This is a genomic window from Escherichia albertii (assembly GCF_028622335.1).
Lineage (GTDB): Bacteria > Pseudomonadota > Gammaproteobacteria > Enterobacterales > Enterobacteriaceae > Escherichia > Escherichia albertii.
The window spans coordinates 4,079,252-4,105,209 of sequence record NZ_CP117568.1 but is presented as its reverse complement, the minus strand read 5'-3'; the positions used below and the strand labels follow the sequence as shown (position 1 = coordinate 4,105,209).

21 protein-coding genes are annotated in these 25,958 nt (G+C 50.4%); 7 read left to right on the top strand and 14 right to left on the bottom strand.

Translation table 11 applies throughout. From position 1 onward, the window contains the following. The first annotated feature begins 291 nt into the window (after positions 1-291). Positions 292-1,449 carry a D-alanyl-D-alanine-carboxypeptidase/endopeptidase AmpH gene (ampH, locus tag PS053_RS19795; RefSeq protein WP_256879062.1) on the top strand — a complete coding sequence of 386 codons (1,158 nt, stop codon included), beginning with the start codon at positions 292-294 and terminating at the stop codon, positions 1,447-1,449. Here the strand turns inward: ampH and iprA are convergent, their stop codons facing one another. Continuing rightward, positions 1,450-2,073 carry a hydrogen peroxide resistance inhibitor IprA gene (iprA, locus tag PS053_RS19790; RefSeq protein WP_000953616.1) on the bottom strand — a complete coding sequence of 208 codons (624 nt, stop codon included), beginning with the start codon at positions 2,071-2,073 and terminating at the stop codon, positions 1,450-1,452. Positions 2,074-2,160: 87 nt separating this feature from the next. After that, entirely contained in the window at positions 2,161-5,031 is a 2,871-nt protein-coding gene (locus PS053_RS19785; protein ID WP_256879063.1) for an autotransporter outer membrane beta-barrel domain-containing protein, read from the bottom strand. Between the two features lie 526 nt (positions 5,032-5,557). Between PS053_RS19785 and hemB the strand changes: the two genes are divergently transcribed. Then, entirely contained in the window at positions 5,558-6,532 is a 975-nt protein-coding gene (hemB, locus tag PS053_RS19780) for a porphobilinogen synthase (RefSeq protein WP_000130734.1), read from the top strand. Positions 6,533-6,571: 39 nt separating this feature from the next. Here hemB and tauD read toward each other — a convergent pair whose 3' ends face one another. From tauD to tauA, 4 genes are read right to left on the bottom strand one after another with little or no spacing between them, the layout of a single operon-like run. Next, entirely contained in the window at positions 6,572-7,423 is an 852-nt protein-coding gene (tauD, locus tag PS053_RS19775; protein WP_025237502.1) for a taurine dioxygenase, read from the bottom strand. Then, positions 7,420-8,247: a taurine ABC transporter permease TauC gene (gene tauC, locus PS053_RS19770; protein ID WP_113640063.1), complete on the bottom strand. Its 828-nt coding sequence runs from the start codon at positions 8,245-8,247 to the stop codon at positions 7,420-7,422. Before tauC ends, tauD begins: the two co-directional genes overlap by 4 nt. Next, positions 8,244-9,011 (bottom strand): taurine ABC transporter ATP-binding subunit, encoded by a 768-nt coding sequence (gene tauB, locus PS053_RS19765; protein ID WP_256879064.1) that lies wholly within the window; start codon positions 9,009-9,011, stop codon positions 8,244-8,246. Before tauB ends, tauC begins: the two co-directional genes overlap by 4 nt. 12 nt (positions 9,012-9,023) lie before the next feature. After that, positions 9,024-9,986, bottom strand: a complete 963-nt coding sequence (tauA, locus tag PS053_RS19760) for a taurine ABC transporter substrate-binding protein (RefSeq protein ID WP_025237504.1) — start codon at positions 9,984-9,986, stop codon at positions 9,024-9,026. A 305-nt stretch (positions 9,987-10,291) separates the two neighbouring features. Here tauA and frmR point away from each other — a divergent pair, with 305 nt between their 5' ends. From frmR to fghA, 3 genes are all read left to right on the top strand, one after another. Beyond that, complete coding sequence (gene frmR, locus PS053_RS19755; protein WP_001141271.1) at positions 10,292-10,567, top strand: formaldehyde-responsive transcriptional repressor FrmR; 276 nt, start codon at positions 10,292-10,294, stop codon at positions 10,565-10,567. A gap of 34 nt (positions 10,568-10,601) precedes the next feature. Continuing rightward, complete coding sequence (gene frmA / locus PS053_RS19750; RefSeq protein WP_000842094.1) at positions 10,602-11,711, top strand: S-(hydroxymethyl)glutathione dehydrogenase; 1,110 nt, start codon at positions 10,602-10,604, stop codon at positions 11,709-11,711. Positions 11,712-11,905: 194 nt separating this feature from the next. Further along, positions 11,906-12,739 carry an S-formylglutathione hydrolase gene (gene fghA, locus PS053_RS19745; RefSeq protein ID WP_000419024.1) on the top strand — a complete coding sequence of 278 codons (834 nt, stop codon included), beginning with the start codon at positions 11,906-11,908 and terminating at the stop codon, positions 12,737-12,739. 105 nt (positions 12,740-12,844) lie between these two features. On the opposite strand, the gene PS053_RS19740 is transcribed toward fghA, so the two are convergent. Then, on the bottom strand, positions 12,845-13,384 hold the full coding sequence (locus PS053_RS19740; protein ID WP_001096697.1) for a DUF2058 domain-containing protein: 540 nt from the start codon (positions 13,382-13,384) through the stop codon (positions 12,845-12,847). A gap of 268 nt (positions 13,385-13,652) precedes the next feature. Between PS053_RS19740 and PS053_RS19735 the strand changes: the two genes are divergently transcribed. Further along, on the top strand, positions 13,653-16,715 hold the full coding sequence (locus tag PS053_RS19735; RefSeq protein WP_256879065.1) for a beta-galactosidase: 3,063 nt from the start codon (positions 13,653-13,655) through the stop codon (positions 16,713-16,715). Between the two features lie 36 nt (positions 16,716-16,751). Here the strand turns inward: PS053_RS19735 and prpE are convergent, their stop codons facing one another. From prpE to PS053_RS19710, 5 genes are all read right to left on the bottom strand, one after another. Further along, a complete protein-coding gene (gene prpE, locus PS053_RS19730) occupies positions 16,752-18,638 on the bottom strand; it encodes a propionate--CoA ligase (RefSeq protein WP_256879066.1) in 1,887 nt (628 codons plus the stop codon). Between the two features lie 39 nt (positions 18,639-18,677). Beyond that, the gene (gene prpD, locus PS053_RS19725; protein ID WP_256879067.1) at positions 18,678-20,129 is read right to left on the bottom strand and encodes a 2-methylcitrate dehydratase; all 1,452 of its coding nucleotides are present in this window, start codon (positions 20,127-20,129) and stop codon (positions 18,678-18,680) included. 33 nt (positions 20,130-20,162) lie between these two features. Continuing rightward, entirely contained in the window at positions 20,163-21,332 is a 1,170-nt protein-coding gene (gene prpC, locus PS053_RS19720; protein ID WP_001285918.1) for a bifunctional 2-methylcitrate synthase/citrate synthase, read from the bottom strand. 124 nt (positions 21,333-21,456) lie between these two features. After that, positions 21,457-22,347 carry a methylisocitrate lyase gene (prpB, locus tag PS053_RS19715; protein ID WP_000052216.1) on the bottom strand — a complete coding sequence of 297 codons (891 nt, stop codon included), beginning with the start codon at positions 22,345-22,347 and terminating at the stop codon, positions 21,457-21,459. A 254-nt stretch (positions 22,348-22,601) separates the two neighbouring features. Continuing rightward, positions 22,602-22,799, bottom strand: a complete 198-nt coding sequence (locus tag PS053_RS19710; RefSeq protein WP_059214948.1) for a hypothetical protein — start codon at positions 22,797-22,799, stop codon at positions 22,602-22,604. Between the two features lie 299 nt (positions 22,800-23,098). Here PS053_RS19710 and prpR point away from each other — a divergent pair, with 299 nt between their 5' ends. Continuing rightward, positions 23,099-24,685, top strand: coding sequence for a propionate catabolism operon regulatory protein PrpR (prpR, locus tag PS053_RS19705; protein WP_256879068.1), 1,587 nt, complete (start codon positions 23,099-23,101; stop codon positions 24,683-24,685). A 107-nt stretch (positions 24,686-24,792) separates the two neighbouring features. Here prpR and yahO read toward each other — a convergent pair whose 3' ends face one another. Further along, the gene (yahO, locus tag PS053_RS19700) at positions 24,793-25,068 is read right to left on the bottom strand and encodes a DUF1471 family periplasmic protein YahO (RefSeq protein WP_000848013.1); all 276 of its coding nucleotides are present in this window, start codon (positions 25,066-25,068) and stop codon (positions 24,793-24,795) included. A 223-nt stretch (positions 25,069-25,291) separates the two neighbouring features. Continuing rightward, the gene (locus PS053_RS19695) at positions 25,292-25,861 is read right to left on the bottom strand and encodes a hypothetical protein (protein WP_226058087.1); all 570 of its coding nucleotides are present in this window, start codon (positions 25,859-25,861) and stop codon (positions 25,292-25,294) included. Positions 25,862-25,958: the final 97 nt, after the last annotated feature.

The following is a 25,958-nucleotide window of genomic DNA, read 5'->3' as shown; positions in this document are numbered from 1 at the left end:
CCAAAGGGGTCAGCCAATTGAAACCGCCCATTGTGACCAAAAGGGTGGCTCTTAGTTCGTCATCCTGACCAGAAGAATTGTTTCGACGGATTTCACAAACAAAGGATTGTTTACAATAGTGGATTAACACGCGCGGGATCACAAATGTCGGTATTGGTGAGCAGGGAAGAGGTTGAGTTTACGCGCCGTTACGCTTTTCGCACTAAAATTGCACTAATTCGCGCTTTGCAATCCATCAATGAGTAGTATAAATACGCTCTATTACCTTCATTCAATTTATGGACACCACCGTTGAAACGTAGTCTGCTTTTTTCTGTCGTGCTGTGCGCGGCGTCATTGACCTCCGTCCAGGCGGCGCAATCGATTACCGAACCGGAGTTCGCCTCTGACATTGTCGAGCGTTATGCCGATCATATTTTTTACGGCAGCGGCGCCACAGGGATGGCGTTAGTGGTTATCGATGGCAATCAGCATGTTTTTCGCAGTTATGGGGAAACACGTCCCGGAAATAACGTTCGCCCGCAGCTGGATTCCGTAATTCGTATTGCTTCATTAACCAAACTGATGACCAGCGAAATGCTGGTGAAATTGCTGGATCAAGGGACGGTGAAGTTAAACGATCCGCTAAGTAAATATGCTCCGCCAGGCGCACGCGTACCGACCTACAATGGAACGCCCATCACGTTGGTGAATCTGGCAACGCATACCAGCGCCCTGCCTCGTGAACAACCGGGCGGGGCTGCAAATCGTCCGGTTTTTGTCTGGCCGACTCGCGAGCAGCGCTGGAAATACCTTTCAACTGCGAAACTGAAAGCCGCTCCGGGTAGTCAGGCCGCGTACTCCAATCTCGCATTCGACCTGTTGGCAGATGCGCTGGCAAATGCTTCTGGCAAGCCCTATACACAATTGTTTGAAGAGCAAATTACCCGTCCGCTGGGAATGAAGGACACCACCTACACGCCATCTCCTGACCAGTGCCGTCGTTTAATGGTAGCCGAACGAGGCGCCAGTCCATGTAATAACACCCTGGCGGCAATTGGCAGCGGCGGTGTCTATTCCACGCCTGGCGATATGATGCGCTGGATGCAGCAGTATTTATCGTCTGATTTTTATCAACGCAGCAATCAGGCAGATCGTATGCAGACGTTGATTTATCAGCGTGCACAGTTTACGAAAGTGATCGGGATGGATGTGCCAGGCAAAGCAGATGCGCTCGGTTTAGGCTGGGTGTATATGGCGCCGAAGGATGGACGTCCGGGAATTATTCAAAAGACCGGTGGCGGCGGCGGTTTCATTACTTACATGGCGATGATTCCGCAAAAAAATATTGGCGCGTTTGTCGTTGTCACCCGCTCTCCGTTGACCCGTTTTAAAAATATGAGTGATGGAATTAATGATTTAATAACCGAACTGAGCGGGAATAAACCGCTGGTCATCCCCGCGTCCTGATTAATACTCTGAAGGCAAACGGTTGATAGCAATCAGTTTGCCTTTATTCATTTCAATGTAACCACCCTTGCGTAAGGCAGCGAGAACTTCAGCGACGACAGAACGTGATATCCGTGTACGTTGATGAATATAATTCATTACACCAATACGTGAGCGTAACTCGTCATTCCAGTCAATCATTGATAATAAAGTGGCACGAATTTGTTCGTAGGAATTATGACCAATGAGCTGAACATCGCGTAATTCCAGAATTCGATTTTGCCAGGCTAACCAGTAAAAAGCGTCACGCCAGAGTTGATGTTGCTCAATAAGAGCAATAGTTTGTTTGGCTGGCAGATGATATCCCGTACAGTTTCCTTCTGATATTAATTTGTATGGTATATCATTTTTCATTAAACCATCAGCCAGCCCCATAATAAAAGGAGCCTGTGTAATACCGACAAGTACATTTTCTTCTCTACGCAGAGAGATAATCCCTTCTAAAATAACGAATGTGTCTTCGTTGTCGACATCACTGGAAAAAATAATTTGTTTTTCATTATTAAACTCGAAGCGCGTGCCGTATCTGGACAAACATTTATCGAGCTTACTAAATTCCTGAAGAGGTTTACCTACAGATAACATTTGCGCGTCCTATGCAGTAATGCCCGTCAAATCCTTGACGGGCATTATTTAGATTAAATTACCAGTATTTCTTCAGAGTGAAGAATATTACCAGGTATATTTAACACCTACATTCGCAGACCAATCTTGATCTACGTCACCACCACCGAGGTAGTTAGCATCGGTATAGGCGCTGAAGTTTTTGGTGAAGCTGAACTGAGTACCCAGACCAACACGTACCGCAGACCCTTCAGTACCGTTGTCAATGGAATCACCATTTACGTCGGCATCATTATTAGAGTCGTCGTAAACGTAAGCCAGTTTGAAGTACGGAGTCAGAGCCTGGTCTTCGCTGTAAGTGAAGGTATAACCCGCATCTACACCCAGTTCATAACGCATACTGTCATAAGACTGACCATCAACTTTCATGTCGTTGCTGAGGTTGTAGTCATCACCAGACTGGAACAGACCAGAAATGCTGCCGTAAGGAGTTACATAACCTGCGTCACCCACTTTCCAGTCGTAACCCAGTTTAACACCGAAGCCCCAGGCGTCAGAGTTGGTGCTACCGTCAACATAAGTACCGTCGCTCATGTTAGCGTTCAAATCGTTGTTGAAGTGAGAGTAACTTAAGTTACCGTCAACAAAGATGTTGTTCGCGAAGTGAGCAGAAGAGTAGATGTAGGCAGACTGGCTGTCTTGATCCACCTGACCAGTACGGTCATTCATGTCACCTTTAGCAAAGCCTGCAGCCGCACCGATGATCCACTTAGCGTTATTACCGTCAACTTTGGTATCAACACCGACCATGATGCCGCTAACATCTTGATCATAGTTGATGGTGCCGTTGTCGCCGTTGAAGTTACCACCGAAGTAGCTTACCCATGCGCCGCCGTTATCAGCCAGGCCATGACGAGAGTTGGTCAAACGAGTACCAACGGTGTCTTGTTCCAGGTTCCAGATATTGGTGTTCGCAGACGGGATGCTCAGCGCCATATTAGCGTAGTCGGTCAGCTCCATCTGTTGCAGAACAACGGTGTTACCTTTCTGCTCTGCCTGATAGGTGTAAGCACCCAAGTCAGCTTTGTTAGCTGCAGAGAAGGTCGCGTTGGTATTGGCGTCGTTTACGTAGATAATTTCTTTATCTTTGTAATCAGCGATTGCACCAGTGCCCGTTGCATTGTCGATACGAACTTTGTAGTTACCGGCTGCGGCGACTACGTTGTCGTTCACGCTGCTGGCATCTGCTTCGTCACCGGAGTTCAGATCGCTATTGCCGTTTACGGTCAGGTGACCGTCGGAGTTCATCGCAATAACACCGTAGCCGTAGTTAGACTTGGAGGTGTCATTGGTATGACCGTTAACCAGATCGGCATTCAGGATGTAATCGCTACTATGGATATCGAATACACCACCGTTAGTCAGCTCTAATTTCTCAGTCTGGAACGGATTAGCGTCATACTGATCAACGTTTACGTCCAGCACACCGCCATTGTTAACGGTGATAGTGTTAGCATACAGCGCAGTATCACCATAGTTAACGGCGGTAGTATCCAGATTAACCGTACTGTAGCTGTCGATGGTCAGGTGATCGGTATCAACAGAACCATTCTCGCCAATGTTCATAGAAGAACCGTTGGTCAGAGCGATGGAGTCTGAAGTCAGACTGGAGTCAGCAACGTTAACCTGAGAAGCGCCATCTACAGTCAGCGTATCAATCAGAGAAGATTTGGTAGTATCCCATTCGGAACCGTTAACCAGTTTGACGTCAAAGATGCCGCTCTGGAAGCTATCTGCGGAGTTAACACGTCCCCATGCATCAGCAGAAGAAGAATCCGGGTCCAGGCTATTTGCCGCGATATCATAGAAATTAGCCGGATTAACAGTTTCGTAGTCAAACAGCGCAGCGCCAACCCATTTGCTGTTATTCAGCGTCAGGCTCAAATGGTCAACGTTCTGATCATCAGTTGCCCAGCCGGCATTGCTGTCGTATACGCCATCTTTGTTAACGTCGGTAAAGCCGAAATTGGCGTTAAACGTGCTGGAGAAAGCCACATCGCCCTGCAGAGTTGAATGGTCGAACTCTACGTTGTTTACCATGCGGTAATCTGAAGCAGCGTTATCAACAAAAGCTAACGCAACATCATCCGCGGTATAGGAAGAACCGTCATAATCACTCGGCTCAGCAGAGTGACCGAAATGACCGCTATTTTCCAGTTGCTCAGTTGCACCAGACGTTACGGTAGAATCAACAACTTTAATGCTGTTATCCCACTGATGATCACCGGTAGTATACTTAGCATTCGTCGTATCGCCCTGGGTCAGAGCAATACCGGCGACATGAGAGTTGTTGGTAATGTTGATGGCGCTTTCTACATCCAGATTAACAGCGACGCCCAGAGCAGTTACAAACTGATCGGCATTGCTCTTAACGGTTTTACCGTCGGCATCCAGATAAGTATCGGTGAAATAGAGCGCTTCGTAATCATCATCAATAGTGGAATTGGAGATGTTCAGCGTGAAGGTATCATTATCAACCCAGTCATGCGCCGCAACAGTCGTGCCATTATTGAACTCATAACCACTGTAAGTATCAGTTGATGAATCATAGCTGTACCAGCCAAAAGGCAAGTCAGAAGTGATATCGCCGTGAATGGTTGAGTTGGTGATATTCAACGTATTCGCAGAATTATCAGCATAATCATGATTCAGGTAGTAGGTGGAAATGATACCGTTTACCGTGTCGCCGCTGAAAGTCGTGTCAAAATCGCCGCTTGCCGCATTGTTATAAACAAAGCCACTATAGGTAATATAATCGCCGTCACCATTTACAGGCATATTAGCCCAGTCAAGGACGGTTTTAGTATTATCATGATACCCAAAAGTGTCATACGTTTTAGCATTAGCCTGAGAGGTGATAGCCAGAGTGCAAGCCAATGCTAATTGTGATACTACAAGTTTCTTTTTCCAGGAGTGCATTTGTCATCCCTCCTCAGGGACGTAATAAGTTGATCCATCAATTATCAATGCATAGAAAACATATTATGTTTTGCGTTTACGATTATGCGGCGTTATAGAGGAATGGTTCAATTATTCTTTCCCCTAAGTCCGATTGCGGACATATATAAAACACGAGCACAAATAAAAAACACAAATTAACAAAACCACATAATTTCAACATGTTGCAGAGAATTTTCATCCTTATCCATTTTACAAACAAATAGCTAACCAACCAAACAGACAAATAATGTATCAATAAGCAGGGAACTTTAATTTATTCATTTTTTCACAGCCTCGATATTTGGCTGATATTCATAATTTAAAATTATAAATAAAAATTTAAAATTTTTTCCATGAATATAAAAACATTACCGACATTATTAAAATTATGTCATCACACTCTATTACTCGCTCTTTAAATCAACATAGCGGCAACTTTCGTAAAACACTCTGGCCCGGCTTCAGGTATACTGTGCCCTTCAATTCCACAAACATCAGGCAGACCATGACAGACTTAATCCAACGCCCTCGTCGCCTGCGCAAATCTCCTGCGCTGCGCGCTATGTTTGAAGAGACAACACTTAGCCTTAACGACCTGGTGTTGCCGATCTTTGTTGAAGAGGAAATCGACGACTACAAAGCCGTTGAAGCCATGCCCGGCGTAATGCGCATTCCTGAGAAACATCTGGCTCGTGAAATCGAACGCATCGCCAATGCCGGTATTCGTTCGGTCATGACTTTCGGCATTTCCCACCATACCGATGAAATCGGCAGCGATACCTGGCGGGAAGACGGTCTTGTGGCTCGCATGTCGCGCATCTGTAAGCAGACTGTGCCGGAAATGATCGTCATGTCAGATACTTGCTTCTGCGAATATACGTCTCACGGTCACTGCGGCGTGTTGTGCGATCACGGAGTCGATAACGACGCAACCCTGGTGAATTTAGGTAAACAAGCCGTCGTTGCCGCTGCTGCAGGCGCAGACTTCATCGCACCTTCCGCCGCAATGGACGGCCAGGTGCAGGCAATTCGCCAGGCGCTGGACGCCGCAGGCTTTAAAGATACCGCGATCATGTCGTATTCGACCAAATTCGCATCCTCCTTTTATGGCCCGTTCCGCGAAGCAGCGGGAAGCGCATTAAAGGGCGATCGCAAAAGCTATCAGATGAATCCCATGAACCGTCGCGAGGCGATTCGTGAATCGCTGCTGGATGAAGCCCAGGGCGCAGACTGCCTGATGGTTAAACCTGCCGGGGCATACCTCGACATAATGCGTGAATTACGTGAACGTACAGAATTGCCTATTGGCGCATACCAGGTCAGCGGCGAGTACGCGATGATCAAGTTTGCCGCGCTGGCTGGTGCAATAGATGAAGAGAAAGTGGTGCTCGAAAGCTTAGGCGCAATTAAGCGTGCGGGTGCGGATCTGATTTTCAGCTACTTTGCGCTGGATCTGGCCGAGAAAAAAATTCTACGTTAATGACCATGATGCCGGGTAATCCCGACCCGGCATATCTCCTTACTCTGCCCGATAAAACGGTTTATCTCCGAGTATCGTTGCCCGATGCATAATTCGTCGCTGCGGCAAATAATCGGCATTTGCATAATGCTGGGTCACACGATTATCCCAAATAGCAATATCATTCGGCTGCCAACGCCAGCGCACCTGAAATTCCGGTTTGGTAATATGAGTGAATAAAAAACCTAACAATGCTTCACTCTCTTTCTCGCTCACATCAACAATTCGTGTGGTGAACCCCTCATTAACAAACAACGCCTGCTTACCACTCACCGGATGTGTACGCACCACCGGATGTAACAACGGTGGATTTTTCGCAGCAGCTTCCCGCCAGCGTTGATGCTCTTCCTCCGTTTTGCGGGACTTGTATTCCGGGAACGATTTACGGAAGTCATGCTCTGCACGCAGCCCGCTCAACAGTTGGCGGAAGGGAACAGAGAGCGTCTCATACGCCGCGATACCGCTGGTCCATAGCGTATCGCCGCCGGTCGATGGCAACTCTTTCGCCGCCAGAATCGCCCCTGCGGGTGGCGTTTCAATAAATGTCACATCAGTATGCCAGTTGTCGTTATCCGGCGGATTATCGTTATGAGTATCCAGTACAATAATCTCGTCAACGCCTTCGGCATGGGGATAAACAGGATGAATATGCAGCTCGCCAAAACGCTGAGCCAGCGCGCGTTGCTGCTGCGGTGTAATAGCCTGTTCGCGCACAAACACCACCTGATGGCGCAGTACCGCATGGTAAAGCTGTTCAAATTGGTTATCGCTTAACGGGCGCGTCAGGTCGACACCCGAAATTTGTGCGCCAATATACGGCCCCAGCGGGGTAATGCTCAGACGTTCACTCATTGTACTTCTCCATGCCAGGGCGTCAGACGGCGCTGTAACGCGCGCAGACCCAGTTCTAAAAGAAAGGCGATAACCGCTATCACCGCGATCCCCGCCAGCACTACATCAGTCGCAAGGAATTCGCCCGCTGACTGAACCATAAAACCTAAGCCTCGCGTCGCGGCAATCAGTTCTGCCGCCACCAGCGTTGACCACCCCACGCCAAGGCCAATGCGTAATCCGGTGAGAATTTCCGGCAGGGCGCCGGGCAAAATAACAAACCACAGCACCTGCGCACGGCTGGCCCCCAGCGACTGCGCAGCGCGAAGGCGAACCTGCTGGGCGCTTTTCACCCCCGCCAGCGCCGACATCGCCACAGGTGCAAAAATCGCTAAATAGATCAGTAGGATCTTCGAGGTTTCGCCAATACCAAACCAGATCACCATCAGCGGCAAATACGCCAACGGCGGCACCGGACGATAAAGCTCGATTACCGGATCCAGAATGCCGCGCGTTGTCGGGCTTAGTCCCATCGCGATCCCAACCGGGATACCTATCAACACCGCCGCAAAGAGCGCCAGCGCAATGCGCGTCAGGCTGGCGACCAAATGCTGCCACAGCGTGGCATCCATAAATCCTTGTGGTCCGGCAATAGTGAGCAGTTTTGCCAGCACCTGTTGCGGCGGCGGTAAAAACAGCGGACTCATCAGTTGCAGCGCCGCCACCGCCCACCATATGGCAAGCAAGACGACTAACGTACTGATACTTAAAGTCGCCTGACGCGAAAGCGGCCAGCGCCATTTCAGCCAACGCGAATGCAACTTTTCATTAATGAGCACACTCATGAGAACGCCTCCCGTCGCTCAAATACGCGGCTTAAAACATATTCGCGCATGGCAATAAACGCGGAATCGGACTTGATACTGCGGCTCGATTCGCCTGCAACAAAGCGACGGGCAAAGTTGAGCGACAAACGCTCCAGCACACGACCAGGGCCTGATGAAAGCAAAACCAGTTCGGTCGCCATAAACACCGCTTCTTCTATGTCGTGGGTAATCAATAGCACTTGCCTGTCGCTCCCCTGCCAAAGTTTCAGCAGCAGGGTTTGCATCTGGTCACGAGTGAAGGCATCCAGCGCGCCAAACGGTTCATCAAGTAATAAGAGTTGTGGATTCGCCGCCAGCGCGCGGGCAATTCCCACTCGCTGGCGCTGACCGCCGGAAAGCTGCCAGATATACCTTTTTTCCGCACCATCAAGGCCCACTTTTTTCAGCATCTGGCGCGCGATTTCCTGGCGCTGCGCTTTCTCTACGCCAGCCAGTTGCAGACCAAGCGCCACGTTATCCTGCACGCTACGCCACGGCAGCAATCCTTCGTTCTGAAAAACGACTCCGCGCTCCGCGCCCGGCCCCTGAACGCGTTTGCCCGCCAGTTGAATATTGCCGCGCTGATAAGGTACAAATCCGGCAATCAGATTCAGCAAGGTGGTTTTGCCGCAACCGGACGGCCCCAGTACGACCAGCAGTTCGCCGCTATTCAGCGTCAGATTGATATCTTCCAGCACAGGTTTGCCGCCATAATCGGCATAGAGATGAGAAATTTGCAGCATCCGCGTCTCCTTTTATTGCACGAAGCGAGAGGTGACGTACTGGCTGTAATCATTCGCCACGGCAGGGACTTTTCCCTGATCTTTTAAAAACTGGGCAGTGTCGATAATTGCCTTGTTTACGGGGCCAGCCAGTTCTGCCGTTTGCTGCTGTGGCGTCAGATAGGTATTTCCCTTCACCAATCCGGGAACGTCGGCCCCCGGCACGCCGCTTAAGCGCGCCAGTTTGTTGATGTTTTCTTGCTGTTTCAGCCACGCATCAGGATTGGCTATGTAAGGCTGCTGGGCATCAAGGGCGCTTTTGGCGAAGGCTTTCACTACCTCAGGATGTTTTTCGGCAAAATCTTTCCGCACGACCCAGACATCCAGCGTTGGCGCGCCCCACTGCCCGACCTGTTCAGAATCAGTCAGCACCTTGCCGTCTTTTTCCAGCGCATTAACCGCAGGCGCCCAGACGTAAGCGCCATCAATATCTCCTCGTTGCCAGGCGGCGATAATCGCCGGCGGTTGCAGATTCACAATCTCCACTTGTCCGGGCTTAATACCCCAATGCTTCAGCGCCGCCAGTAGGCTGTAGTGCGTAGTGGAAATAAACGGTACGGCAATCCGTTTACCAATCAAGTCCTCGGGCTTGCTGATGGTTTTCTTCACAACCAATGCCTCGGAGCTGCCCAGTTTTGAGGCCAGTAAGAAAACCTCTATCGGCACTTGTTGGCTGGCAGCCACGGCTAACGGACTGGAGCCAAGGTTGCCGATTTGTACGTCGCCCGACGCCAGTGCCCGCACGATGCTGGCCCCGCTGTCAAACTTACGCCAGTCCACGGTCGCCCCGCTCGCTTTGGCGAAAGTATTATCGGCCTGAGCGACTTTCGCCGGTTCGGCGGAGGTTTGATACGCAACGGTAACGTTCACCGCCTGCGCCTGAAAAGCGATGAATGCCAGTGCGGCGAGAAATGTATTACGCGATGAAATTGCCATGATTGTCTGCTCCCCTGTCTTGTTATGGGAGCAGTATTTCGTTGCCGGTAAATTTGATAAAGGAATTAAAACGTCTTGTTAAGAACAAAGCGTTTTTAGAAAAAAAACAGCAATGGTTAGCGAATATACGCATTTTGCTACTTTTAACGAATATCGTCTGATACGACGCTCACGCGTCTTATCATGCCTACAAATACCAGGACAGAATAAAGTTTATTCTCTAATGTTATATACTATAGGGGGGTATATATTGACATATAGCATACCCCCCTATAGTATATTGCATGCAGATGATGAGGTGCGAAATGCCCAGTACTCCAGAAGAGAAGAAAAAGGTCCTTACTCGAGTTCGTCGTATTCGGGGGCAGATTGATGCTCTGGAACGGTCGCTGGAGGGGGATGCCGAATGCCGTGCCATACTCCAACAGATAGCCGCTGTTCGGGGCGCGGCTAACGGGCTGATGGCAGAAGTACTTGAAAGCCATATCCGGGAAACGTTTGACCGAAATGACTGCTACAGCCGCGAAGTCAGCCAATCCGTTGACGACACTATTGAACTGGTTCGTGCCTATCTTAAGTAGTTGAAACTATTACCATATTGAGGAAAAGCGAGAGATGAAATCACGTGCTGCCGTTGCATTTGCTCCCGGTAAACCACTGGAAATCGTTGAAATTGATGTGGCGCCACCGAAAAAAGGTGAAGTGCTGATTAAAGTCACCCATACCGGCGTTTGCCACACCGACGCATTTACTCTCTCCGGCGATGACCCGGAAGGTGTATTCCCGGTAGTCCTCGGCCACGAAGGGGCAGGCGTTGTGGTTGAGGTCGGTGAAGGCGTAACCAGCGTCAAACCAGGCGACCATGTGATCCCGCTTTACACCGCAGAATGCGGCGAGTGTGAGTTCTGTCGTTCCGGCAAAACCAACCTCTGTGTTGCGGTTCGCGAAACCCAGGGCAAAGGCCTGATGCCGGATGGCACCACCCGTTTTTCTTATAACGGTCAACCGCTGTATCACTACATGGGCTGCTCCACATTCAGTGAATACACCGTAGTTGCGGAAGTTTCTCTGGCAAAAATTAACCCAGAAGCAAACCACGAACACGTCTGCCTGCTCGGCTGTGGCGTAACCACTGGTATTGGCGCTGTGCATAACACCGCTAAAGTCCAACCGGGTGATTCCGTTGCCGTGTTCGGTCTTGGCGCAATCGGTCTGGCGGTGGTTCAGGGCGCTCGTCAGGCAAAAGCCGGACGAATTATCGCTATCGATACTAACCCGGAGAAATTCGAGTTGGCGCGTCGCTTCGGCGCTACTGACTGCATTAACCCGAATGACTACGATAAACCGATTAAAGATGTTCTGCTGGATATCAACAAATGGGGTATCGACCATACCTTTGAGTGCATCGGTAACGTCAACGTAATGCGTGCAGCGCTGGAAAGCGCTCACCGCGGATGGGGACAGTCTGTCATCATCGGCGTCGCGGGCTCCGGTCAGGAAATTTCCACTCGCCCATTCCAGTTAGTCACCGGTCGCGTATGGAAAGGTTCCGCATTTGGCGGCGTAAAAGGCCGTTCACAGTTGCCGGGCATGGTTGAAGATGCCATGAAAGGCGATATCGATCTGGAACCGTTTGTGACTCACACCATGACGCTGGATGAAATTAATGACGCCTTTGATTTAATGCATGAAGGCAAATCCATTCGAACTGTGATTCGTTACTAATTTCCCGCAGGTTTACCCCGCCCTGTCAGGGCGGGGAATCGAGTTTTCTTTTGAAACTGATGGAAAGCGTAAGATTGCCTGATGTGCTACACCTGTCAGGCCTACGAGCTGGTTTCGCCCCGTCCAGTTCAGACGGGATTCTTAATTCCTTCCCCGAGCAACCGCCAGGGGAATTAACCATGAGATAATGACTGATGGAACTCATTGAAAAACATGCCTGCTTTGGCGGCTGGCAAAATGTTTATCGGCATTATTCCCAATCCCTTAATTGTGAAATGAATGTCGGCGTCTATCTCCCGCCTAAAGCAGCAAGTGAAAAGCTGCCGGTATTGTACTGGCTTTCGGGACTGACCTGCACCGAGCAGAACTTCATTACCAAATCAGGGATGCAGCGTTACGCGGCAGAACACAACATTATTATTGTTGCGCCTGATACCAGTCCCCGCGGCAGTAATATCGCGGATGCCGACCGTTACGATCTCGGACAAGGTGCCGGATTTTATCTGAACGCGACGCAAGCACCGTGGAATGAACATTACAAAATGTACGACTATATCCGCAGTGAACTGCCGGATTTAGTGATGAAACATTTTCCGGCAACAGCCAAAAAGTCAATTTCGGGTCATTCTATGGGGGGACTGGGCGCGCTGGTACTGGCGCTACGTAACCCGGATGAATATGTCAGCGTCTCGGCATTCTCTCCGATTGTTTCGCCTTCACAAGTGCCGTGGGGGCAACAGGCCTTTGCCGCGTATCTGGGTGAAAATAAAGAAAGCTGGTTGAACTATGATCCAGTAAGTCTTATTTCACAAGGTCGACGCGTCGCAGAAATAATGGTTGATCAGGGATTGAGTGACGATTTTTATGCAGAACAACTGCGGACTCAAAATCTTGAAAAGATCTGTCAGGAGATGAATATTAAGGCATTAATCCGTTATCACGAGGGTTATGACCACAGCTATTATTTTATCTCCAGTTTTATTGGCGAACATATTGCGTACCACGCCAACAAATTGAATATGCGTTGATAATAGCGTACGACCGCCGGATGCGGCGTAAACGTCTTATCAGGCCTACGGAGTGAAATGCAGGCCTGATAAGCGTAGCGCATCAGGCAATCCATCAGTGTATATCTACCACATCAAATCATCAGGCACTTTAAAATCGGCATACGGATCGTCCTCATCCTGCGCGTCTGCACTAAGTGCACTGTGTAATACAATACTGCTGGTATCACGTTGCGCAATTTTATCGGCAACGCTGGCGGGAATAATGGCGTACTCACCTTCGCTATTGCTATCGGTAACCAGGCGTGCAATCGCCAGACGACCATTAATCAACTGCGTTTGCGTGAGCTTATCGACAAAAATTTTCTTAATCAGATTACCGTCGGTGAAATTAAACCCAATATCGCCATTAGCAATAGTAATACGGTTCATTTCAATAAGCTGCTTCACCTGGGCTTTATATTCTTTCGCTAATGCCGCTTGTTTTTGTTGTTCGCTTAATTGTTTATCGCGCTCAAGCTGCGCTTTTTTATTTTCTTCTACCGCCGCTCGCGCTTCACGCGCCTGAATACGTGATTTTTTTGCTGTTCTCTCGACTTTAGCTGCCTTCTTGCTGGTGACTAAACCGGCTTTAAGCAACTGCTCCTGTAAGGTAAGTTTTGCCATCTTTATTTCCAAACCCGCTGAATAATTTTTGCGAGTATACCTGTAAACACTATGCCTGTATTGGGGAGGAAGCGCCTTTTGCCCACTGGCATGATAAAACGCGACAGAAACGCATAGTGGCTATAAATCAGCAGCAACATCGCCATGATTTACGTTAGAGCGATAAGCTCTGTGATGCAGAGCAAACTTTGCACCATACCCAGTGGCGCAAAACCTTCCGTGCTATGCCATGATAGCGCCGATAAATTATTATATTCAGGGGAATGATATGTTTACGGATTCGCTTGCTGTTGTACTTGCCCGCCGCGACTGGGAAAACCCTGACGTTACACAACTCAATCGCCTTACAGCGCATCCTCCTTTTTCCAGTTGGCGCAGCAGCGAAGAAGCCCGTGACAATCCCCCTTCCCACTCGTTGCGCAGTCTGAACGGCAACTGGCAATTTGTCTGGTTTTCCTCACCGGAAGCGGTGCCGGAAAGCTGGCTTGAGCACGATCTCCCCGGTGCCGATGACATACCAGTGCCGTCAAACTGGCAAATGCATGGTTACGATACCCCTATCTACACCAACGTGACCTATCCCATTGCGGTGAATCCGCCATTTGTTCCCACAGAAAACCCGACAGGTTGTTACTCACTCACATTTTCTATTGATGAAAGCTGGCTGCTGGAAGGCCAGACGCGAATTATCTTTGATGGCATTAACTCAGCATTTCATTTGTGGTGCAACGGGCACTGGGTCGGTTACGGCCAGGACAGCCGTTTGCCATCTGACTTTGACCTGAGCGCTTTTTTACGCCCCGGAGACAACCGCCTCGCCGTCATGGTGCTGCGCTGGAGTGACGGTAGTTATCTGGAAGACCAGGATATGTGGCGAATGAGCGGCATTTTCCGCGATGTTTCATTGCTACATAAACCGAGCACGCAAATCAGCAATTTCCATATTAATACTCATTTTAATGACGATTTCAGCCGCGCCGTACTGGAAGCTGAAGTCCACATGAGTGGCGAGTTACACAATGATCTACGGGTAACGGTTTCTTTGTGGCAGCGTGAAACGCAGGTTGCCAGCAGCACCGCACCTTTTAGCAGCGAAATTATCGATGAGCGGGGTCGTTATGCCGATCGCGTCACGCTGCGCCTGAACGTCGAAAATCCGACCCTGTGGAGCGCAGAACTCCCGAACCTCTACCGTGTGGTGATTGAATTGCACACTGCCAACGGCACGCTGATTGAAGCAGAAGCCTGCGATGTCGGCTTCCGCCAGGTGAGGATTGAAAATGGCTTGCTGTTACTGAACGGTAAGCCGTTGCTGATTCGCGGCGTTAACCGTCATGAACATCATCCTCTGCACGGTCAGGTTATGGATGAGCAGACGATGGTGCAGGATATCCTGCTAATGAAGCAGAACAACGTTAACGCCGTGCGTTGTTCGCATTATCCGAACCATCCGCTGTGGTACACACTGTGCGACCGCTACGGCCTGTATGTGGTGGATGAAGCCAATATTGAAACCCACGGCATGGTGCCGATGAATCGCCTGGCAGACGATCCACGTTGGTTACCCGCAATGAGCGAACGCGTCACGCGGATGGTACAACGCGATCGCAATCACCCATGCGTGATTATCTGGTCTCTGGGTAATGAATCGGGCCACGGCGCTAATCACGACGCGCTGTATCGCTGGATTAAATCCGCCGATCCTTCCCGTCCGGTACAATATGAAGGCGGTGGAGCAGACACCTCGGCAACCGATATTATCTGCCCAATGTACGCGCGCGTGGATGAAGATCAGCCCTTCCCGGCAGTGCCGAAATGGTCGATTAAAAAATGGCTTTCGATGCCCGGCGAGTTGCGTCCGCTGATCCTTTGTGAATACGCCCACGCGATGGGCAACAGCCTCGGCGGTTTTGCTAAATACTGGCAGGCGTTTCGTCAATATCCGCGTTTACAAGGCGGTTTTGTCTGGGACTGGGTGGATCAGTCGCTGATTAAATATGATGAAGAAGGTCATCCGTGGTCGGCTTACGGCGGTGATTTTGGCGATACGCCTAATGACCGCCAGTTCTGTATGAACGGCCTGGTCTTTGCCGATCGCACGCCGCATCCGGCACTAACGGAAGCGAAACACGCGCAGCAGTTTTTCCAGTTTCGCTTACTTGAACGAACACTCGAAGTGACCAGTGAATATTTATTCCGTCATAGCGATAACGAAATTCTACACTGGTCGGTGGCGCTGGACGGCAATCCTCTGGCGAACGGCGAAACGCCTCTGAATATCGGGCCGCAAGGTAAACAGTTAATTGAACTGCCTGAACTACCTCAACCTGAGAGCGCCGGGCAGCTGTGGCTAACAGTACGCGTGGTGCAACCGAACGCGACCGCGTGGTCGCAGGCCGGACATATCAGCGCCTGGCAACAGTGGCGACTGGCGGAAAATCTCAGCGTGACGCCACTCTCCGCGCCCCATTCCTGCCCGCAACTGCTTACCAACGAAACGGACTTTTGCATTGAACTGGGTAATAAGCGTTGGCAATTTAGCCGTCTGTCAGGTTTTCTCACACAATTATGGATTGATGGTGAAAAGCAACTGTTGACCCCGCTTCGCGACCAGTTCACCCGTGCGCCGCTGGATAACGACATTGGCGTAAGCGAAGCCACCCGCATTGACCCTAACGCATGGGTAGAACGCTGGAAATCGGCGGGCCATTATCAGACACAAGCCGCGTTGCTACAGTGTACGGCAGATAAACTCATCGACGCAGTTCTGATAACTACCGTCCACACATGGCAACACCAGGGAAAAATCTTATTTATCAGCCGGAAAACATATCGTATTGATGGGCATGGTGAGATGAGCATCAGTGTGGATGTTGAAGTTGCAAGCGATACGCCGCATCCGGCACGCATTGGCCTCACCTGCCAACTGGCGCAAGTGGCTGAGCGCGTAAACTGGCTGGGACTAGGCCCGGAAGAAAACTACCCTGACAGACTAAGTGCAGCCTGTTATGACCGCTGGGAGCGGCCATTGTCAGCGATGTATACCCCCTACGTCTTCCCCAGTGAAAACGGTCTGCGTTGTGGCACTCGCGAATTGAATTATGGCTCACACCAGTGGCGCGGCGACTTTCAGTTCAATATCAGCCGCTATAGTCAAAAGCAACTCATGGAGACCAACCATCGCCATCTGCTGCAAGCGGAAGAAGGCACATGGCTGAATATCGATGGTTTTCATATGGGGATTGGTGGCGACGACTCCTGGAGCCCGTCAGTTTCGCCGGAGTTTTTATTGAACGCGGGTCGTTATTATTATCAGGTGAGCTGGCGATAAATGCCGGATGCGCCATACGACGCATCCGACAATAACCTACTCTCCCATCGCCTGGCGGATCTGATCCAACGACGAAGGATCATCAATGGTCGTCAGATCCCCCGGATCGCGTCCTTCGCAAATTGCCTGGATCGTGCGGCGCAGCATTTTCCCGGAGCGTGTTTTCGGCAATTGCGAGACAAACCAGACGTGCGCCGGGCGGCCAAAGTTGCCAATCTGACTGTCCACCAGTGCCATTATCGCCTTCTCTTGCGAGTGCGCTACCTCGCGGTCTTCCAGACTGTCGCTCTCTTTCGGAATGACAAACGCCACCGCCACCTGCCCTTTCAGCGCATCTTTCACCCCAACCACCGCCACTTCGGCAACGCCCGGATGACTGGAGATACTCTCTTCAATCTCACGCGTCCCCAGCCGATGTCCGGCAACATTAATCACATCGTCAGTGCGCCCAAGAATAAAGTGATAACCGTCAGCATCGCGGATACCCCAGTCAAAGGTGGCGTATACCGGGCGGGGAAACAACGACCAGTAAGTCTTCACAAAGCGCTCGTCATCGCCCCAGATGGTCTGAATACAGCCCGGCGGCAATGGCCCTTCCACCACCAACATCCCTTTCTCGTTGACGCCGCACGGTTCGCCGGTGACTTCATTGAGCAACTGCACGTTGTAGCCATACATCGGCACGCCGGGGCTTCCCGGACGCGTCGGCCTGTCATCCAGACCGCGAGCAATCGCCATAATCGGCCAGCCGGATTCGGTCTGCCAGTAATTGTCGATCACTGGCACATCCAGCGTATTGCTCACCCAACTGGCGGTCGGCTCGTCCAGCGGCTCCCCCGCCAGATAGAGCACTTCCAGCGACGAGAGATCGTGTTTGCGAATTTCGGCGGTAGGGAATTTTTTCAGCACGCGAATGGCGGTCGGCGCGGAGAACATCCGACTCACCTGATATTTCTCGACGATTTTCCACCACACGCCGCAGTCCGGCCAGGTCGGCAATCCTTCGTAAACGATAGTCGCCATCCCTGCCAGCAGCGGCGCGTAGACGATATACGAATGCCCCACCACCCAGCCGATATCCGAGGCGCAAAAAAACACGCCGCCCGCTTTGCCGCCAAAAATGGTGTCCATCGAGGTCGCCAGCGCCACCGCATAACCGCCGACGTCACGCTGCACGCCTTTAGGTTTGCCGGTCGTGCCGGAGGTGTAGAGAATGCAAGAGATTTCGTTGGATTCCAGCCACGCCACCGACACTCGTGCGCCGATGTGCTGATGGCGCAACAAAGCAAAATCGACATCACGCCCGCTAACGCGCGCCATTTTCGCCAGCCCGCGATCCACCAGCAAAACGTGGCGCGGCTGATGCTGCGCCTGGTTTATCGCATCGTCGAGCAATTTTTTATAGGGAATGATTTTACCGCCGCGCGCCCCGGCATCTGCCGAGACAATCAGCACCGGTTTAGCGTCATCAATCCGCGCCGCCACACTGTGCGAGGCAAATCCACCAAACACTACCGAATGAATAGCGCCAATGCGCGCGCAGGCCAGCAGGGTAATATGCGCTTCGGCAATCATCGGCATATACACCAGCACCCGATCGCCACGCTGTACGCCCAGCGAGCGCAGCATTGAGGCCACCACGTTCACTTCGTCATGCAGCTGACGAAAGGTAAAGGTGCGCTCTTCCTCTGTTTCCGAAGAGACGGCAATCAATGCCAGCGCCTCTGGCTGTTTCTCCAGCCAGCGGTCGATGGCGTTATGGCACAAATTGGTTCGGCCTTCACAAAACCAACGGGCAAACGGCGGATTACTGTGATCGAGCGTTTGCGTAAAGGGCGTCTGCCAGTCTATACGCCGGGCCTGCTCGGCCCAGAACTGCTCCGGTTCGTTAATCGAACGCTGATAAAATTCGCTAAAAGACATAACGCTCTCCTGTTGAACTTACGCCTTACCGCCATTTGCTTAAATGACGTACAGGTCGAGATACTCATTGACCGGCATCTGTTCGAGGCGAGCTCTGTCGAGAGAAACGTCCAGAATGCGCTGCTGCTGGCGAGTCGGGAACTGACGCGCGAGGTTAATTTTGAATTTATCAACCAGTTTTGGAATACCGTCCTGACGGCGGCGAGCATGCCCAATTGGGTACTCAACCACCACTTCTTCAAAGCGCGTACCGTCGGTGAACTCAAGGGTTATGGCATTGGCGATGGCGCGTTTTTCCGGGTCGTGGTAGTCAGCGGTAAACGCCGGATCTTCAAAGCAATTGATCTTCTCGCGCAGGGCGTCAATACGTTTATCTTGCGCCACGTTGTCCTCGTAATCTGCCGCCGTTAAGCGCCCGAACAGCAGCGGGATCGCCACCATGTATTGAATGCAGTGGTCGCGGTCTGCCGGGTTATTGAGCGGCCCTTTTTTGTCGATGATGCGAATACAGGCTTCGTGGGTGCGAATAGTCACTTTTTCGATGTCTGCCGCCGTTTTGCCTGCTGCCTGCATCTGTTCATAGAGCGTCATCGCCGCTTCAACTGCCGTCTGGGAGTGGAACTCCGCCGGGAAGGAGATTTTGAACAGCACATTTTCCATCACGTAGGAACCGTACGGGCGCTGGAAGCGGAACGACTCACCTTTAAAGGAGACGTCGTAGAAGCCCCATACAGGCGCAGTCAGGGCTGACGGGTAACCCATTTCGCCCGTTTTCGCCATCAGTGCCAGCCGTACCGCGCGGGAGGTGGCATCGCCCGCCGCCCAGGATTTACGCGTGCCGGTGTTCGGCGCATGGCGGTAGGTGCGCAGTGACTGACCGTCTACCCACGCCAGCGAAACGGCATTGAGGATTTCCTCGCGAGTCAGGCCGAGCATTTCAGCTACTACGGCGGTGGAAGCGACTTTCACTAACAGAACGTGGTCGAGGCCGACGCGGTTAAAGGCGTTTTCCAACGCGATGCAGCCCTGAATTTCGTGGGCTTTAATCATTCCAGTCAGCACCTGTTTCATGGTCAATGGCGCTTTGCCGCTGACGACCGCATTGCGCGAAAGCCAGTCCGCCGTTGCCAGAATGCCGCCGAGGTTGTCGGAAGGATGGCCCCACTCCGCCGCCAGCCAGGTATCGTTGAAATCGAGCCAACGGATCATCGCGCCGATGTTGAATGCCGCCTGGACGGGGTCGAGCTGGAACTGAGTTCCGGGGACGCGCACGCCGTTAGGTACGACGGTGCCGGGAACAACTGGCCCCAGCAGTTTTTTACAGGCCGGGTATTCGAGAGCTTCCAGACCGCAGCCGAGGGTGTCGAGCAGGCAGTAATGGGCGGTGTCGTAGGCCACTCTGGAGCTGATTTCGTAGTTCATCACGTAATCGACGATATCAACGATTTCACGGTCAAATTTCGGGCGGATGTTGTTGATTTGAGCTGACATTGGGTACGTTTCCTTATTGTTATTCGTAGAGGCTTACTGACGCTTATCCAGCGCGACAAATTGTCTGTCTTCCGGGCCAACATAATTGGCGGAAGGACGGATAATTTTGTTGTCCTGACGTTGTTCGATAATGTGCGCCGCCCAGCCAGTGACGCGGGCGATGACAAACAGTGGCGTGAACATCTCGGTGGGAACACCCATCATGTTGTAAGAAACGGCTGAGAACCAGTCGAGATTGGGGAACATCTTTTTGCTCTCCCACATCACCGTTTCCAGGCGATCGGCAATGTTGTACATCTTCAGCGAGCCGCCTTCCTGTGAGAGCTGCTTCGCAACGCGTTTGATCACCTGATGACGCGGGTCGGCGATGGTATAAACCGGATGACCAAAACCAATGACCACTTCTTTGTTTTCCACCCGCTTGCGGATATCAGCTTCGGCTTCGTCCGGCGTTTCGTAGCGTTGCTGGATCTCCAGCGACACTTCATTCGCCCCGCCGTGCTTCGGCCCGCGCAGTGCGCCAATCGCGCCGATAATGGCTGAATACATGTCAGAGCCAGTGCCCGTAATCACCCGACTGGTAAAAGTGGAAGCGTTAAACTCGTGCTCGGCGTACAACACCAGCGAAATATGCATCGCCTTTTCCCAGCTTTGCGACGGCTTTTCGCCGTGCAGCAGATGCAGGAAGTGACCGCCGATAGAGTCGTCATCGGTTTCCGGCTGGATGCGTTCGCCGTTGTGGCTGTAGTGATACCAGTAGAGAAGAATTGAGCTAAGCGACGCCAATAATTTGTCGGCAATATCGCGCGCGCCAGAGACGGTGTGCCCCTCTTTTTCCGGCAGCGTGCAGCCGAGCGCGGAAACGCCGGTGCGCATGACATCCATCGGGTGCGATGCCGCTGGTAAGGCTTCCAGCACGGTACGCACGTTAGCCGGTAAACCGCGCAGGGCTTTCAGTTTTGTTTTGTAAGCGGCGAGTTCGTCACGGGTCGGCAGTTTGCCGTGGATCAGCAGATGCGCCACTTCTTCGAATTCGCAATGTTCTGCCAGATCAAGAATATCGTAGCCACGGTAATGCAGATCATTGCCGCTTTTACCCACGGTGCAGAGCGCCGTATTGCCCGCCGGAACGCCAGAAAGTGCCACAGATTTTTTCGGTTTAATGACATGGGTACTGTTTTGCAGGATCGTTGTGTCGCTCATGTTGTCCTCGTTATTGTTATCATTTGTAGGGTCGGGATTACAGTTCAGTTCACCCCGTAGGCCTGATAAGTCGCGTCAGCGACGCATCAGGCATCGGCTGTCGAATACAGCCAACGGGCGTTTATTATTTCGCCTGACTACGGGCAAACAAGTCGTCGAGCTTTTCTTCGTACTGGTAGTAGTTGATGCTTTCGTACAGCTCATTGCGGGTTTGCATGGTGTCGATGACGCTTTTCTGCGTGCCTTCCTGACGCAGGACGTTGTAGACATGTTCAGCGGCGCGGTTCATAGCGCGAAACGCGGAAAGCGGGTAAAGCGCCATCGCGACATGGGCGCTGCGTAATTCGTCAGTGGTAAACAGCGGCGTGGCGCCAAATTCGGTAATGTTGGCGAGGATTGGCACCTGCACCGCATCGGCAAACTGGCGATACATGGCGAGTTCGGTAATCGCCTCCGGGAACAGCATTTCGGCACCCGCTTCAACATAGGCCTGCGCACGCTCGATCGCCGCATCCAGCCCCTCTACCGCCAGCGCATCGGTGCGCGCCATGATCACAAAATCAGGATCGGTTTTCGCATCCACCGCCGCGCGGATCCGATCCACCATCTCTTCTTTCGAGACGATCGCTTTATTCGGACGATGACCGCAGCGTTTTGCACCAACCTGATCTTCAATATGTAAGCCCGCCGCCCCGGCTTTAATCATCGATTTCACAGTGCGGGAAACGTTAAAAGCCGAAGAACCAAAACCGATATCCGCATCCACCAGCAGTGGCAACGAACAAACGTCGGTGATACGACGAATATCAGTCAGCACATCATCAAGAGTAGAAATACCGAGATCGGGCAGCCCCAGCGATCCTGCCGCCACGCCACCGCCGGAGAGATAAATTGCCTGATATCCGGCACGCTGTGCCAGCAGCGCGTGGTTAGCATTAATGGTGCCGACAATCTGCAATGGATTTTCTTTGGTGAGTGCAGTGCGAAACGCTTTACCTGGAGAGTGTAGAGACATAGCCCATCCTTTGTTATCAACTTGTTGTTTTGTTGATAAAGACAAAGCAAGGGAGGTGCCAGAAATTAAAAAAACATCTCAGTTTGTTATAACCACATAAATATCAATAAGTTAATTATGAATGATAGTAAAAATAAACGGCAGTGATTTATCAGAAACTGTTTCACTGAAACAGACTCAGACGTTTCAGTGAAACAACTTTGCCCCATTTGGCGCTGCAATGAGTAGGTAAAACGCGAATCCGCAGACCTGATTTAATCGCTGAACTTTTTGCTTATTTTTAATGAAATAGTGACAAAAGCGCCCATCGTGAAGATAGTTACAATAAATTTTGAAAACGCCGCAGGAGCTGCATACCACGTATGGGTAAATTCCACCCCAGCACCACTCAACATTGAGGCTGCTAGCAATAGAGAAAGAAGAGCAATCATTATCCTTATCATTTTATTCATAAAAATCTCTCCATTTATTTCATTCATTCTTTTAAATTATATTTAAAAGATAGTTATAAACTCATATATATATTATTTCGACAACCACAATCCCTTTATTAACAGAGTTCATACTCGTTAGCAAATAGCATATTCAATGACTGCATTTTTATAGAAAATTAACACAACGCGTCGAAATAAAAATAATACCGAAGAAAAAGGAAAAACACGTTTCAGCTAACGTTTCAGGAAGGTTTCATTGCAACAATTATGAAACAAGACTAAACCCAATATTCGGTTTCTTAACTTTGCGGTGCGCTATGTCACATCCACCCCGGCTGAACGACGACAAACCGGTTATCTGGACGGTATCTGTAACGCGGCTGTTCGAGTTGTTTCGCGACATAAGCCTGGAATTCGATCACCTGGCGAACATCACGCCTATTCAGCTTGGCTTTGAAAAAGCGGTGACCTATATCCGCAAGAAACTGGTCAGCGAACATTGCGACGCCATCATCGCTGCTGGCTCTAACGGCGCGTATCTGAAAAGCCGCCTCTCGGTGCCGGTAATTCTGATTAAACCGAGTGGATTCGATGTGTTACAGGCACTGGCAAAAGCGAGAAAACTTACGTCGTCTATCGGTGTCGTCACTTATCAGGAAACTATTCCGGCACTGGTGGCGTTTCAAAAAACCTTTAATTTGCGCCTCGACCAACGTAGCTACATTACCGAAGAAGACGCACGCGGGCAGATTAACGAGCTCAAAGCCAACGGCACCGAAGCGGTAGTCGGCGCGGGGCTGATTACCGATCTGGCAGAAGAAGCCAGGATGACCGGAATTTTTATTTATTCTGCCGCCACCGTGCGCCAGGCGTTCAGCGATGCGCTGGATATGACGCGCATGTCTCTGCGAAATAATGCTCACAACGCTAATCGCAACGCCCTGCGTACGCGTTACGTTCTGGACGATATGCTCGGTCAATCACCACAGGTGGAACAGGTGCGGCAGACCATTTTGCTCTACGCCCGCTCCAGTGCGGCGGTATTGATTGAAGGGGAAACGGGGACGGGCAAAGAACTGGCGGCGCAAGCGATTCATCGGGAATACGCTGCCTGTCACGATGCGCGGCAGGGAAAAAAGTCACATCCGTTTGTTGCCGTCAACTGTGGAGCGATTGCTGAATCGCTGCTGGAAGCGGAGCTGTTTGGTTATGAGGAAGGCGCGTTTACCGGCTCACGACGCGGAGGCCGCGCCGGACTGTTCGAAATTGCCCACGGCGGCACGCTGTTTCTGGATGAGATAGGCGAAATGCCACTACCGTTGCAGACCCGGCTGCTGCGGGTGCTGGAAGAAAAAGAAGTGACACGCGTCGGCGGGCATCAGCCTGTTTCTGTCGATGTGCGAGTGATTAGTGCTACACACTGTAATCTGGAAAAGGATATGCAACAGGGGCAATTTCGTCGTGACCTGTTTTATCGCCTGAGTATTTTACGCCTGCAACTGCCGCCACTGCGCGAGCGGGTAGCGGATATTTTGCCGCTGGCAGAGCGCTTTTTGAAAGTGTCGCTGGCGGCACTCTCCGCCCCTTTTTCTGCCGCAATTCGTCAGGGATTACAGGCAAGCGAAGCCGCGCTGTTGCACTATGACTGGCCGGGTAATATTCGTGAACTGCGTAATATGATGGAGCGGCTGGCATTATTTTTAAGCGTGGAACCGACGCCGGAGTTAACACTGCCGTTTTTACAGCAGCTACTGCCGGAACTGGCACGTGAATCGACGAAAACAACCGCCCTTCATTCACTGACGCCACAACAAGCGCTGGAGAAATTTAATGGCGACAGAACGGCAGCAGCGAATTATTTAGGTATCAGTCGGACAACCTTCTGGCGGCGGCTAAAAAATTAAATTGCCGGATGCGGCGTGAATGCCTTATCCGGCCGACAAAAATATGAATTTCAATATATTGTGTTCCCCGATAAACTTGCGTACCGGGCATGTATTAGCGGATAAACTTACTTCTTCTTATAAATATCAGCCGTACCATGGATCTTATTGTCGGTCTGGCCGGAGGTCAGCACTAACACATCAGCACCTTTTTCATCAGCTTTTTTAAGCAAATCTTCTTTCGCATCAGCGGTCGACATTTCATTACTCGTTGAAATATTACCTATTTTTTCATATTGCGATTCGACTTTCTCAAATTCTGCTTTAGTCATTAATTCTGCAGCATAGACGTTTGTAACCACGAAAGCTAACGCACCAACTAAAAGCTTAGTTCCAGTTTTCATAGGTGAACTCCATGATGTGTGATTGGCTAATGCCCTGAAGCTGGATGTCATCATTCAGGGTTGATTAACAAGTAGTTCAGTATTCAGGAAAAAGCCACAGGAAAAGAGAATATATTTACATTTTTCCTGACGTAACAACGTGTTATCTGAATATGTAAAATATCTTAATTACTCGCCATCAATTATGAATAATGACATTCCAGCATTACCTTTTGGGAGTCTTTCAATATCTATTGGTTCGTGCTTCGATAAAAAAGCATTTTTTCTGACTAATAAAATCATCCATGTTTTTAAGTGCCTCTAATGTCTTCCCATAAAGTTTATAATCACCACATAATTTTCTTTCATTGATATTTTCAACCCATATTTTTCCTCCGCCCCCGGGGCTCACCTTTATCTTAAATATAACCTCATAGTCAGGTAAATCAGGAAAAGATTTACGAAATTCACTGGTGAATTTTACATGAATAGCTAACACATTATTATCACGAGGAGAAAATTGACTGGTTATGATACTGGTTATAAGATTAATGAAATTAACATCATTAAGTAATTTTTTAATGTGAGAATGATTGTATTCAGAACGACCATTTAACATAATGGCAAAATAATTAGCACAGGCGCGCAGTACACTTGAAGATTTTATGGAAAGACCATGCTTATTTACTTCATTATTACAGCAAGATGTTTTGGGGGGATTCATTATATTACCCAAGCCAGAAATCAATCGCATAATTAATACTCTAGTTGAAATTAACGGTGCGGATAATAAATCAATGGTTATAGCAGCCACTATAAAAAATCGCTCATTCTGACATGGCTTAATGTTAATTATGATGCCCTGACGCTCTCCCCCTATAGAATACGGTATTCCCCTCGCCGAATACCGT

Excerpts from the sequence above, each read along its gene's own strand:
- iprA (WP_000953616.1), bottom strand. The coding sequence starts at position 2,073 with ATGTTATCTGTAGGTAAACCTCTTCAGGAATTTAGTAAGCTCGATAAA.
- PS053_RS19785 (WP_256879063.1), bottom strand. The coding sequence starts at position 5,031 with ATGCACTCCTGGAAAAAGAAACTTGTAGTATCACAATTAGCATTGGCT.
- hemB (WP_000130734.1), top strand. The coding sequence starts at position 5,558 with ATGACAGACTTAATCCAACGCCCTCGTCGCCTGCGCAAATCTCCTGCG.
- tauD (WP_025237502.1), bottom strand. The coding sequence starts at position 7,423 with ATGAGTGAACGTCTGAGCATTACCCCGCTGGGGCCGTATATTGGCGCA.
- tauC (WP_113640063.1), bottom strand. The coding sequence starts at position 8,247 with ATGAGTGTGCTCATTAATGAAAAGTTGCATTCGCGTTGGCTGAAATGG.
- tauB (WP_256879064.1), bottom strand. The coding sequence starts at position 9,011 with ATGCTGCAAATTTCTCATCTCTATGCCGATTATGGCGGCAAACCTGTG.
- tauA (WP_025237504.1), bottom strand. The coding sequence starts at position 9,986 with ATGGCAATTTCATCGCGTAATACATTTCTCGCCGCACTGGCATTCATC.
- frmR (WP_001141271.1), top strand. The coding sequence starts at position 10,292 with ATGCCCAGTACTCCAGAAGAGAAGAAAAAGGTCCTTACTCGAGTTCGT.
- frmA (WP_000842094.1), top strand. The coding sequence starts at position 10,602 with ATGAAATCACGTGCTGCCGTTGCATTTGCTCCCGGTAAACCACTGGAA.
- fghA (WP_000419024.1), top strand. The coding sequence starts at position 11,906 with ATGGAACTCATTGAAAAACATGCCTGCTTTGGCGGCTGGCAAAATGTT.
- PS053_RS19740 (WP_001096697.1), bottom strand. The coding sequence starts at position 13,384 with ATGGCAAAACTTACCTTACAGGAGCAGTTGCTTAAAGCCGGTTTAGTC.
- PS053_RS19735 (WP_256879065.1), top strand. The coding sequence starts at position 13,653 with ATGTTTACGGATTCGCTTGCTGTTGTACTTGCCCGCCGCGACTGGGAA.
- prpE (WP_256879066.1), bottom strand. The coding sequence starts at position 18,638 with ATGTCTTTTAGCGAATTTTATCAGCGTTCGATTAACGAACCGGAGCAG.
- prpD (WP_256879067.1), bottom strand. The coding sequence starts at position 20,129 with ATGTCAGCTCAAATCAACAACATCCGCCCGAAATTTGACCGTGAAATC.
- prpC (WP_001285918.1), bottom strand. The coding sequence starts at position 21,332 with ATGAGCGACACAACGATCCTGCAAAACAGTACCCATGTCATTAAACCG.
- prpB (WP_000052216.1), bottom strand. The coding sequence starts at position 22,347 with ATGTCTCTACACTCTCCAGGTAAAGCGTTTCGCACTGCACTCACCAAA.
- PS053_RS19710 (WP_059214948.1), bottom strand. The coding sequence starts at position 22,799 with ATGAATAAAATGATAAGGATAATGATTGCTCTTCTTTCTCTATTGCTA.
- prpR (WP_256879068.1), top strand. The coding sequence starts at position 23,099 with ATGTCACATCCACCCCGGCTGAACGACGACAAACCGGTTATCTGGACG.
- yahO (WP_000848013.1), bottom strand. The coding sequence starts at position 25,068 with ATGAAAACTGGAACTAAGCTTTTAGTTGGTGCGTTAGCTTTCGTGGTT.